We start from the raw sequence: 11,626 nt of genomic DNA, 5'->3' as shown, positions 1-11,626 counted from the left end.
AATTGGCTTGGTTCGGGACGAACCGCGTCGACTCAATGATTCGTGCTGAATTCCACGGAGTTCACCAGGATCCAAAACAAATCGGCATGACGCTCGGCGCGTGCGCCAGGATCATCGGCCAATAGTCCGGCCTCGGTGAGGCGACTCCATTGTACTGCGGTCGGCGGATGTCCCACCGTCGCCCAAAACAGGGTCTCGACACGATCTTTGGCCGAAAGGAAGGGAGTGGAGTCCATTGCTTGCAGCGTCGGGTTCTGCATCGGATCGACCAGGTCGCGTGTAAACGCCCCGTTCATCATCGCGAGCGACTGCGTCATCGAACGTTCAGCGGCGGCCGAACCAGCAATTCGAAACTGCTGGCAAAAGGCTCTCCGCTGCTCCAGCGCGGCGGCCGAATCAAGGTCGTCCCGCAGCGGCCGACGTCCAGCGGCCACGCACAAGCTATCGAAGAGTTGCTCGCCGGTCATCCCACGGACAGCAGCGGCCGCGAATAGATTCGGTGAGGACTGAAAAGTGGACTCCTGCGGCGGCGCCAGTTGATAGGCGCGGGTCAGGACCAGCGCTTCGGTCAGCCTGCGGAGGTCGAAATTGGACGTGGCCAACTCTTCAGCCAGTTCGTCCAACAAATCAGACAAGCGAGAGTCGGCCGGTTCCACTTCACCGTCAACCTGCAACGGCGATCCAAAATACTCCGTCCAAATCTGATTCACGATACGCCGCGCAAAGTAGCGATGCTCATCGCCGGCGATCCATGCGGCGAACGCTTCACGCCCACTCTGAAATTCCTGCGTCTCGTCAGCGGAGATCGCGTCGCCGGTGAAGAGCAGCGCCGATACTTGGCGATTCGTTTCTGGCACGGCGATCGACAAGTCATCGAGCGAGAACGCCTGGTCCGGCGCGCTTGTGGTGCGCGTAAAGAAAGCGGCGGTCTGCCAAAATTGATCCTGAGTCCAGCTGCCGAAAGGATGGTCGTGGCACTGCGCACAACTGATGTCGATCCCCAAAAAGGCGCCGGTCGCGTTGGCCGCCATCCGTTCGGCCCGATGATCATTCGCTTCAACCAACGTTCGAGGAACCGCATCGACGGCGGCTTTGATCGACGCTTCACTGGGCGCGAACGAAACGGCGATCAACTGCCGCGCGATCTCGTTCAGCGGAGTCCTTTGCTGCAGTTGCGCGGCGAGCCATTTCTGCGTATCGATCGTCAGATACTGGTAAGGCGCGACGTCGGTCTGTGGAAACCAGGTGCGGCGTAAGACGCGCGCCAACCGCTGAGTGCTGGCCGAATTGTCCACCATCTGATGAATTGTCGCTCGGCGCAATTCCGGCGAATCGTCCCGGACAAACGCTCTGGCTTCGGCCGCGGTGGGGATGCGACCCAGCAGATCGAGACTCGCTCTCCTCAGAAAGATGGCGCTGTCAGCCGGCGGCGCAGCTTCGACGCCGTGCGCCTTCCAAATCACTTGCAATCGGGCATCAATGCGATCGGCCAACATTTGCGCTCGGTCCGGCTCGGCGGCTGGCGCCGAGTTGTAGACGCCGACAAGCAGCGTCGCCAAGATCGCCAAGCGAAATGCGCAAGTCATCATCAAGTCTTGTCGCTTCCAGGAAGAGCGGCTTAGGGAGCGGCGACGGTAAAGTCGGCGGCGGTGATCAACTCACCATCGGCGATGCTGACCAGGGCGACCATCACCTCTTGCGACAGGCCGGCTCGCACCGAGCAGACGCTGCCATCGGCCATCGCCACATTCGCAAAGTCGGGATGAAAACCATAAATCGAACCGCTATTAGAACAGTTGACCGCACAATCGCCAAATTGATTCAAGCCTTGCTTGTCATAGGAGCGGAGGTGATTCCAGTTGGGGCCGACCCACTGCCCAAAGCTATAACCTTCAACCAGCGGCTTTGCGGCGTATTGCGAATTTTCTTCGCCAAACATTTTCCCCGCGCGCCACGTATTCGGCTTATCGGCCATCTCGACAATCAGCGCCGTCTGCGAAAGACCGTCGGTAATCTCCGCCAACTTGACGGCGTGCCCAGTCGTCACGTTCGAAGCACCATAAAAACGGCCCGGGGAAGCCAGCGCCCCCCGATACAGCTTCTCTTGCTTATTATGGTGCAAGTACGCGCCGGCCGACGCGACATAGTCGGTCGCCGCCGCCGTGAACTCTTTTCCTTCGGGATCTAACAGGGGGATCATGCGCTGGGGATGCGGCGCCGCCGGACAGGTCAACTCGGCGACATAGGTCGCGCCGACGGTGCGGTTCTTCGTTTCCCACCACTCGGCGCTCAGATCATATTGGTCGTACAAATCTTGCCGCTCCATGTGCGGCAAGATCAATGCGTTCCAACTGACATGCGGTTGGCGTCGATTGCTGGGGAGACTTTTGGCGTGAACATCGGCGAACGACAAACAGGCGCCAGCCAATTTCCCCAGCCGCTGCTTGCAGTTGGTCGCGCGCGCATTCTCGCGAGCCGTCGCCGCCAACGGCAACAGCACGCTGGCGATCGCCGCAAAACAAAACAAAAGGGCCGCGATTTCTATCGGCGACCAGCGGGCTGCCTGTTTCATCTCTCTACCTTTTTGATCGCCAGCGCTAAATGGTGACGTCTAAAATTCGCCCAGCACATTGCCGTCCGATTTGCGACAGAGATCCAAAAAGGTTTGCATCTCCAGCGTCTCGGCAATTCCCCGCGTCGAACCGTCGGCCAGCACAATCACGACGATGCCCGGATGAAAGCCGTAGGGCGAATACATATTGTCAATATTCAAATATTTGTCGCAATCATCGCATTGATTGACCGTCGCGTCTGCTTGCCAATTGAAGATGCCGACGCCGTTGTTGCCGGCCCACGGACCATGTTGATAAAACCGGGCGCTGGTCGATGTCGGTTGCCTTTTCCCGAGCGTCCACCGGTCAGGCTTGCCCGACATCTCAAACAGCAAGACCGTGTTGCTAGTTCCGTCGGTAATGTCCTTGAAGCTGACCGCGTTCTCGGTCAGGATCCCGCTATATTCTTGCCATTCATGCACCGTCGAGCCAGCACCATCGTCCTTAATAAAGTGCATGCCTCGCACTCCTTGATAATCGGTCGCTATGCTGGTCAACCCCGGTAGGTCCGCGATATCATCCGACCAACCCAAATTCCAGCCGCTATAGATCGGCGTCGTGCGGTCCGAGCCAGGCGTCGAGGGGCATTGAAAAATGTCGACGGGACGATTCGCCGCATCCTGATTGATCGGATCGTCAAATCCATACTCGGTGTAATAGATGTCAGCCAAGTTGCCTTGTTCAAGAAACGGGAGCACCATCGCGAGAAAACCAGTCACGATTTTTGTACTATCGCCGCTTGAATCTTTTCCATCATAGACCAAGCGTCCCGGCGGAAATGTCCGGTGCGTGTCATGATAATTGTGACAAGCCAAACCGATCTGACGTAGGTTGTTGGTGCACTGCATCCGTCGCGCTGCTTCGCGTGCTTGCTGCACGGCCGGCAACAACAGTGCAATCAAGACGCCGATGATCGCGATTACGACCAACAGCTCGACCAGAGTAAAACCACCGCGACGTCGGCCGCGACATCGATAGATAGAATTTGTAGTAGCCAATGCCAGTTCTCCTTGTGAATCCGCAGATTCCATCTGATTGGGGGAGTGATCGGCTGGCGACACTCTCTTGGGATCCGGAAACGCCGCTTCACAAATGCGACATGGATCGACCGAAGAAAGCTTTGGCTGGCGAGATATTTTGTGGGTAGGTCCCAACCTTCATCGGCTGCCCTGAATCTGGCCATTTGGTTGGGGCTCTCATCGTAACACAACGCAGCCCCACATGAGAACTATTCTCAATACAGTTGCTGGTGATTTTTTGCCAACAACTCCAGCCTTGTCGCTCAAGTCGATGCGTTTGTTCTGCTTGCAGCCCCTGTAACTAACAATTTGCGTACCAAAACTCGAAAAAACCAGGCCCTGCGTTAATCTCGGTTTAGCAGGAAAATCCCCCCCCTTCCAGGAGGCTGAGCCGTCAGAGCCGCTGTCGAAGCCTGTCGCTGCAACCAACATCCATGTTCAAGCAAACGCCAGCGAATCGTGGATCGGTCGCCTGGGATCCGAGCTTAAAAATTTTAGAAAAGGCCGAGTTCGATTCTCAGAACCCGCTCCGGCATTCAGAGCGAAACGTTTGACGCCTCTAACGAACATCGCACTTGTTAGCTCCGCGAATCAGGCAACGGCACAATCTGCCGATGCTTAAACGGGCAGGCCGCGGCGACCAGTAAGTTGCTCAACAGGACTAACGCACCGAAATCCCAAGCAACGCCCTCGCGCATTCGGTGTGCGGCCGCGGCGATAGGAAGTGCGACACAAGTCGAGCGGGCCGACCCAACTTCCGCCTCGTTCGCTGCGAACGCCCGATTCAACTAGATTGACCGGATTCGCGGCGTCAGCTTCTCCCCGAGAATAGAAGTCCTCCGCATACCAGTCTCGACACCACTGCCAGACGTTTCCGGCCATATGATGCAGCCCGAACTTCGAGAGTCCTGCAGCTGCGTTCACCGCCGCCATCGGCATCGAATGGGCGTCATAAACCGCGCCTCGCTGGTGCTGCCCAAAAATCAACGGCGCGTCATTACCTTGCGGATAGGCGCCGGCTGCGGCGTGCTCCCATTGCGCTTCAGTCGGAAGAAAACCAGCGGCTGTACGGTATTGAGCAAACGATGATCCATTCGCCCAGAGTGAATAGGCGTTGGCGCCGTACCACGAGACCAACACCATCGGCAAGGTCTCGGCCCCAACGACGGGACGCCACGCATCTTCGACCTGAATGATCGGCATCTGGGGGGCGCGGTCGTCGGTCGGGTCAAGTAGAAACCAGTCGCGATGTTCTGTGGATGTCGTTGCATTCGAATTCAGGAACCGGCAGTATGCGGTGGTCGATACCGGCTCGATATCAATCAGGTACGCATCCAACAGAACTTGATGAACCGGTCGCTCATCGGATTGACACGCGGGGTCATCGCTTCCCATTGCGAATTCCGCCGCCGGAATCAGCGCGCAGCGCATTCCATCGCGACGACGGCGGAATTGCTGGATCCCCTGCTCGCAGCCAAGCGGCTCAAAGGGTTCAAACTTCGGATCGGCCTGAAAATGACCACTTAGTTGAGAGAACGGCGTTGCGTTGGAAAAATCAGCGACCATTCGTCGTCGCCCCTTACGAGTGCGAACAGGCATGCCGGTCCCTTGCTGCAAGTAGACCATCTCAGCAAGATCGCAAATCCGAAAAGGTTGACGCGTAAAGATCGATTTGCCGACAGCACTTTCTGGACGATCTGGAATCGTGACCAGAAATTCCTCCTCCAATTCCATCAACAATTCGACCAAATCGAGACTATCGCATTGCAAGTCTTCGATTAGGCGACTCGCAGGGCTGATCTCACTGCGCGGAATGCAAAGCTGACGAGACGCCACATCGCAGACCCGCCGTTGCATCACATCCAGGTCAAGCCGAGGGCGGTTTGACATGCGTCACTCACTATTTCGTGCGTCGTTGCTAAACCAATGCGATTGAATTTTAGCACGTTTTAGAATCGCACATGACGCTGGCGCACGCATTTCATTGCGTGCGCCGTGGTTTACACAAGAACCTACCGACCGAAGACTTACTTCGACTCGATCTCAAAGTTGAAGACGTTCTCGCCCCCTTCGATCACTTCCGCACGCAGATCCGTCTTGCCGCCGCTGCTATAGCGCGGTGGAATCAGCTCTCGCCCGGTGTTCATCTCTTCTTGGGTGACCAGCACCTTGTAGGCGCCCGGCTTCGCTCCGGCGTGTTGGCTGGTGTAGGCCAGCGTATATCGGCCTTCCTCATCGGTGCGAGCCAGCGAGTTCGCCCGGCCCCCTTCGAGCGGTACGAAGATCACTTTGACTCCCGCGGCTGGTTGGCCATCGATGGTGACCATCCCAGCGACAGACTTCAAATCTCCGCCTGTGCAACCAATCATCATGCCGGCAAGACAGGCCCCGCAAAACATTTTCAAAACATGGTTCATTGAAAAAAATCCCTGGTTGAAACAAGCTTGGATTAGTAGTCGCCGATCACCAAGCCGTCGTTGCGGACAAGCAACCGCAGATAAACGCCGTAGTTGGCGATCGCGTCGTTGGTGCCGACCTCCACCGTTTCTGCAATGAAATGCGAGCTTCCGTCAGCGAAGACAAATTGAGCGCCACCGGGATGACGGCTCGAGAAGGGAGAGCGATCCGCCCCGGTCGCGGTCAGCCCGCCGTTGATCGGATTCGCTTCGTTCCCCACGCGGACGGTCGCCAAGCGGCCGTTGGTATAGCTGACTCGGTTATGCCAAGTGCCGGACCAAACAGGAAAACCCGGGTCCGCATCATCTCCAGGTCCTTCCGCTTCGCCGGCCATGATCGTGTTGCTTGTGCCGTCCACCATATCGCGAAACTTGAACTTGCTCTTGTCCGCAAAAAAACCGCCGTAGTCGCTCGACAGTCCGTTGGCTTGGCCGCCGTTGCCAACATAGTTCGACCGGGCGAAACCATCTTCGTGCTTGTCCTTCATGATGGACGAAGGACATTGATAAGCCCCAATGATCGCGCCCCCTTTGTTGACGCCGCTATCTAAAACGGAGGTCGGTTTTCCGATAGCTTCGTAGAGATTGACCTGCTCCATATAAGGCAAGATATAGGTCGCCCACCCGTAGGTCGAACTATCTTTCGCAGTCGCGATGTAACCCGGCGGAAACTTCTGCTGGACGTCGTGGTGATTGTGCAGCGCCAGGCCAATCTGCTTCAAGTTATTCGAGCAAGAGTTGCGCCGCGCCGCCTCGCGAGCCTGCTGCACCGCAGGCAACAGCAGCGCGATCAACACCCCAATAATGGCGATCACCACCAACAATTCGACCAACGTAAAACCACGCCGGCGCGACTCCCCATTTTGAACAGCCATCACAGATACCTCCCCAGTTCCAAACGATAGAATAAAAAACGAAAATGGCATGATGCGGCGCCTCACCCAAGCAAGCAGCGATTTTTCTTGAATGAGAAACCCGAATATAATTGACACGATCTTTACCCGTATATAACCGCCGGCGCACAACATTTATGACCATTCGCGCAAGCGCCGAAGCATGCCTGTTACGCAGGGTGCGGGTTGCCTGCGAGGGGCGGTCTAACGCGTCGTTCGGTCGTCGATCCAAGTTTCTCCTTGATCGTCGCCCCCCTTGGACCAACCGTGTCAAACCGTACGGATAAAACGGCCTGTATGGCCATCCTCTCCATATTCGCCGCTCATCGGCGCCAACAGGGATGCGTTGGCTTGGCTGCCCCGTTAAAGTAGGGCGGTTTCCCTACTTCTGCGGCAAATGAACGCCGTTTGAATTTGCCAGAATGCAAAGCCTGCGATGAATCAAAATCTCTCCTCGTTCATTTGGTCGGTCGCCGATCTGCTCCGCGGCGATTACAAACAGTCCGAATATGGCCGCGTGATCCTGCCGTTTACCGTCTTGCGGCGGCTTGATTGCGTGTTAGAGCCGACCAAGGCCGCCGTTTTGAAAGAGCAAGAGAAGCGGTCCGCGGCCGGCGTCAATCCCGAGCCGTTCCTGCTCAAAAAGGCGCAGCAGCTCTTCTACAATACCTCTCCGCTCGATATCAAACGGCTGATGGGGGACCAAGACAACATTCGCGAGAACCTCTTCTCCTACGTCCAGGCCTTTTCGCCCGACGTCCGCGATATCTTTGACTGTTTCGATTTCCCCGTGCAGATCGAGCGTCTGGCCAAGGCCAACCTCCTGTACCTGGTGACCGAAAAGTTCGCCAACATTGACCTGCATCCCGACGTCGTCACCAACGAGCAGATGGGCTCCGTCTTTGAAGAGCTGATTCGCAAGTTCGCCGAAATCTCCAACGAGACCGCCGGAGAGCACTTTACCCCGCGTGAAGTGATTCGGCTGATGGTCAACCTCCTGTTTATCGAAGATGACGACGCGCTCACCAAGCCCGGCGTCGTCCGCTCGATGTACGATCCGACCGCCGGCACAGGCGGCATGCTCTCGGTCGCTGAAGATCATCTCAGCGAGCAAAACCCCGACGCGCGCCTCGTGATGCACGGCCAAGAGCTCAACGGCGAGTCCTACGCGATCTGCAAGGCCGACATGCTGATCAAAGGGCAAGACATCCGCCATATCATCCACGGCAATACCCTCTCCGACGATGGCCTGCCCGGGCAGCATTTTGACTACATGCTTTCCAATCCGCCGTTCGGGGTCGAATGGAAAAAGATCCAAAAGGAAATCAAAAAAGAGCACGAACAGCTCGGCTACAACGGTCGCTTCGGTCCCGGGTTGCCGCGGGTCAGCGATGGTTCGCTGTTATTTCTGATGCATCTGATCTCGAAGATGCGCCCGGCCAAAGATGGGGGCAGCCGGTTCGGCATCGTCCTCAACGGTTCGCCGCTGTTCACCGGCGGCGCCGGCAGCGGCGAAAGCGAGATCCGCCGCTACGTCCTCGAGAATGACCTGCTCGAAGCGATCATCGGCCTGCCGACCGACATGTTCTACAACACCGGCATCAGCACCTACATCTGGATCGTCACCAACCGCAAGCCGAAACACCGTAAGGGAAAAGTCCAACTGATCGACGCGAGCGGCCTATGGCAAAAAATGCGGAAGAGCTTGGGCAGCAAACGAAAAGAACTGTCGGACGAACATATCGAAAAAATCACGCGGCTGTTTGGCGACGCCAAGAACGCGAGCACCAAAGACGCCGACGGCCAAAAAGTCCCGATCAGCCGGATCTTCAAAAACGAGGAGTTCGGCTACCAAACGATCACGGTCGAACGCCCCCAGCGCGACGACGCCGGCAACGTGGAGAAAGAGACCAAAGGAAAACGGAAAGGCCAACCCAGGCCCGACAGCAGCCTCCGCGATACCGAAGAAGTCCCGCTGAGCGAAGCGATCGAAAGCTACTTCGCGCGGGAAGTGCTGCCGCATGTCCCCGACGCATGGATCGATCACGACAAGACCAAAACCGGCTACGAAATCCCCTTCAACCGCCACTTCTACGTCTTCAAACCGCCGCGCGAACTGGCCGAGATCGACGCCGAATTGAAAGGGGTGACCGACCGGATTGTGGAGATGATCGGAGGGCTATCGCAGTGAGTTTTCCAAAGTATGAGGAGTATAGGGATAGTGGCGATGAATTACTGGGGATCGTGCCGGCGAACTGGAATGTGGTTCGCTTGAAGCGAATTATCGCTGCGGTGGAGTCGGGCACAAGCGTAAATGCAACGGATGACCCTGCGGGCGAAAATGAAATTGGCGTATTGAAAACAAGTGCCGTTTACACCGGTGAATTTAGAGCATCAGAAAACAAGAAGGTCGATGTCAATGAACTCGATCGGGTTTCATGTCCCTTGAAACCGAGCTCGCTGATTGTGAGTCGAATGAATACTCCTGATTTGATTGGTGCGGCAGGCTATGTCGAACACGCTCCGTCAAATCTCTACCTGCCAGATAGATTGTGGCAGGTAACATTTAACGGTTCTCTGACCAAATTCGTTCACTATTGGACATTAACGTCGAGCTATCGTCACCAAGTAAAAGCGAGTTGCACAGGCACAAGTTCGAGCATGAAGAATCTCACACAGGAGCAATTCGGCAGATTTCAACTTACAGCGCCCCCACTCGAAGAACAACAAGCGATCGCGAGTTTCCTCGACGCCGAGACCGCCAAGATTGACGCGTTGGTGGCCGAGCAGCGGCGGTTGATTGAGCTGCTGCAGGAAAAACGCCAGGCGGTCATCAGCCACGCGGTCACCAAAGGTCTTGACCCCCACGTGCGGATGAAACCGTCGGGGATTGAGTGGCTGGGGGATGTGCCTGAACATTGGGAGGTGGTAAAGCTGAAATTGCTTACTCAAATTGGCAATGGCTCGACACCGGACAGGAAAAACGCTCATTACTGGGACAACGGAATTTACCCTTGGCTCAATAGCTCGGTAGTGAATCAATCGGAAGTAACGAAAGCGGATCAGTTCGTTACTCAGGTTGCACTAGATGAATGCCATCTGCCAAAAATCACACCACCAGCTGTTCTTGTCGGAATTACTGGTCAAGGTCGGACTCGTGGTATGGCCACGATTCTTCAATTCGAGGCTACGATCAATCAGCATCTCGCATACTTGAAGCCACGTGAAAACCGCACATCAGTGTCGTATATTCATCGATTTTTCCAGAAAGCATATTGGAATATCCGAGAAGAAAGCGATGGAACTGGAAGCACAAAAGGGGCAATCACGTGTGGTCAACTAGAAAAGTTGAAAATGCCTTTGCCACCGAACGCAGAACAGCGAGATATTATTGAATATCTTGATACGTCGATTGCAAAAATCGAATTACTCTCGGAAGAAGCTGAACGCGCCATAACCCTCCTCCAAGAACGCCGCACCGCTCTCATTTCCGCCGCCGTGACCGGCAAGATTGACGTTCGCCAGTTTGCTTGCCTGGAGACATCATGAGTGATATCAAACTCTTTCGTACTAACGGCGAGACCGTCACCCAGCTTGAAGGGCAATCGGTCGCGCTCGAAAAGTCGCTGCAAAAATTGATCGAACGGCATCTCGACATCTTTTTGGGGATACGGTTCCTCGCCACCGAGTATTCGACCGGCAAAACGCACGGCGGGCGAATCGATACGCTGGGGATCGACGAGAATGGTTGCCCCTGCATCATCGAATACAAACGCTCGAGCAACGAGAACGTGATCAACCAGGGGCTCTATTACCTGGACTGGCTGCTGGATCATCGCGGCGAGTTCGAGCTGCTGGTGCTGAAAACGCTGGGCGCTGAAGCGGCGGAGAATATCGAATGGTCGAGCCCGCGACTGCTGTGTATCGCTGGCGGTTTCACCAAGTACGATGGGCACGCGGTTTCGCAGATCAATCGCAATATTGAGTTGCTGCGTTATCTGCGGTTCGGCGATGAGTTGCTGTTGTTGGAGTTGGTCAATGCGGTTCAAGCGAAATCGCTGGTGGAAGTAGGAACTACAGCGCCGATAGAGATACTCGTGGAAGCCAACACAACCGAGGAAGTCGAATCTGCTATCCGTGCCAGAAATAAAGCGAGACAGAAGGACAAGTCCGTCTCCGAACAAATGCTGAGCGCCTCGCCTGAGTTATTGGATCTCTTTGGATCGCTTGAAGCGATGTGTATGAGCTTTGGCGATGATGTGCAAATGAAAATGTTGAAGTTATACGTGGCGTTCAAGCGATTAAAGAATTTCGCCACCGCCGAGGTGAGGGCAGGAACCAATTGCTTGGCCGTCTTTGTAAAACTTGATCCTGACATGATTGCGCTAGAGGAAGGTTTTACACGTGACGTACGCAACATCGGTCACTGGGGAACTGGGGATCTAGAAATCATGATTCGGAGTCAAAACGATTTGGAAAAGGCGCTGCCGCTGTTGCAAGCCAGCTATGAAGGATCCTGACGATGAGCTTGCCCATTGAAGGTAGGTCTTCGCCAAGTTGTTGCGGAAGTAGCGTGGATTCAGAAAGATTCATTCACAAATAAAACGACGAGGGAACGGACGTGACGCCGACGCCAATTCAATTGG

At 55.6% G+C, this 11,626-nt stretch carries 9 protein-coding genes; 3 read left to right on the top strand and 6 right to left on the bottom strand.

What is annotated here, in order from left to right; genetic code table 11:
* Window positions 1-32 precede the first annotated feature (32 nt).
* The 6 genes from M4951_RS12075 to M4951_RS12050 form a co-directional block, all read right to left on the bottom strand.
* Window positions 33-1,589: a DUF1549 and DUF1553 domain-containing protein gene (locus M4951_RS12075; RefSeq protein ID WP_262026731.1), complete on the bottom strand. Its 1,557-nt coding sequence runs from the start codon at window positions 1,587-1,589 to the stop codon at window positions 33-35.
* Between the two features lie 29 nt (window positions 1,590-1,618).
* Window positions 1,619-2,572, bottom strand: coding sequence for a DUF1559 domain-containing protein (locus M4951_RS12070; protein ID WP_262026730.1), 954 nt, complete (start codon window positions 2,570-2,572; stop codon window positions 1,619-1,621).
* Between the two features lie 39 nt (window positions 2,573-2,611).
* Window positions 2,612-3,610, bottom strand: a complete 999-nt coding sequence (locus tag M4951_RS12065; protein ID WP_262026729.1) for a DUF1559 domain-containing protein — start codon at window positions 3,608-3,610, stop codon at window positions 2,612-2,614.
* Between the two features lie 639 nt (window positions 3,611-4,249).
* On the bottom strand, window positions 4,250-5,521 hold the full coding sequence (locus M4951_RS12060; RefSeq protein ID WP_262026728.1) for a formylglycine-generating enzyme family protein: 1,272 nt from the start codon (window positions 5,519-5,521) through the stop codon (window positions 4,250-4,252).
* A 137-nt stretch (window positions 5,522-5,658) separates the two neighbouring features.
* Complete coding sequence (locus M4951_RS12055; RefSeq protein ID WP_262026727.1) at window positions 5,659-6,048, bottom strand: carboxypeptidase-like regulatory domain-containing protein; 390 nt, start codon at window positions 6,046-6,048, stop codon at window positions 5,659-5,661.
* 32 nt (window positions 6,049-6,080) lie between these two features.
* On the bottom strand, window positions 6,081-6,962 hold the full coding sequence (locus M4951_RS12050; protein WP_262026726.1) for a DUF1559 domain-containing protein: 882 nt from the start codon (window positions 6,960-6,962) through the stop codon (window positions 6,081-6,083).
* Between the two features lie 454 nt (window positions 6,963-7,416).
* Here M4951_RS12050 and M4951_RS12045 point away from each other — a divergent pair, with 454 nt between their 5' ends.
* The 3 genes from M4951_RS12045 to M4951_RS12035 are packed head-to-tail and all read left to right on the top strand — an operon-like array spanning window position 7,417 to window position 11,500.
* Entirely contained in the window at window positions 7,417-9,171 is a 1,755-nt protein-coding gene (locus tag M4951_RS12045) for a class I SAM-dependent DNA methyltransferase (RefSeq protein ID WP_262026725.1), read from the top strand.
* Window positions 9,168-10,529, top strand: coding sequence for a restriction endonuclease subunit S (locus M4951_RS12040; RefSeq protein WP_262026724.1), 1,362 nt, complete (start codon window positions 9,168-9,170; stop codon window positions 10,527-10,529). The genes M4951_RS12045 and M4951_RS12040 overlap by 4 nt, the downstream gene beginning before the upstream one ends.
* Entirely contained in the window at window positions 10,526-11,500 is a 975-nt protein-coding gene (locus M4951_RS12035; RefSeq protein ID WP_262026723.1) for a DUF5655 domain-containing protein, read from the top strand. Before M4951_RS12040 ends, M4951_RS12035 begins: the two co-directional genes overlap by 4 nt.
* Window positions 11,501-11,626 lie beyond the last annotated feature (126 nt).

Source organism: Blastopirellula sp. J2-11, from assembly GCF_024584705.1.
Classification (GTDB): Bacteria; Planctomycetota; Planctomycetia; order Pirellulales; family Pirellulaceae; genus Blastopirellula.
The sequence above is the reverse complement of the archived record's forward strand: the minus strand, read 5'-3'. Positions and strand labels throughout refer to the sequence as shown.

Bases quoted from the DNA above. Each gene is read 5' to 3' on its own strand.
- M4951_RS12060 (WP_262026728.1), bottom strand. From the start codon at position 5,521: ATGTCAAACCGCCCTCGGCTTGACCTGGATGTGATGCAACGGCGGGTC.
- M4951_RS12075 (WP_262026731.1), bottom strand. From the start codon at position 1,589: ATGATGACTTGCGCATTTCGCTTGGCGATCTTGGCGACGCTGCTTGTC.
- M4951_RS12050 (WP_262026726.1), bottom strand. From the start codon at position 6,962: ATGGCTGTTCAAAATGGGGAGTCGCGCCGGCGTGGTTTTACGTTGGTC.
- M4951_RS12045 (WP_262026725.1), top strand. From the start codon at position 7,417: ATGAATCAAAATCTCTCCTCGTTCATTTGGTCGGTCGCCGATCTGCTC.
- M4951_RS12055 (WP_262026727.1), bottom strand. From the start codon at position 6,048: ATGAACCATGTTTTGAAAATGTTTTGCGGGGCCTGTCTTGCCGGCATG.
- M4951_RS12070 (WP_262026730.1), bottom strand. From the start codon at position 2,572: ATGAAACAGGCAGCCCGCTGGTCGCCGATAGAAATCGCGGCCCTTTTG.
- M4951_RS12035 (WP_262026723.1), top strand. From the start codon at position 10,526: ATGAGTGATATCAAACTCTTTCGTACTAACGGCGAGACCGTCACCCAG.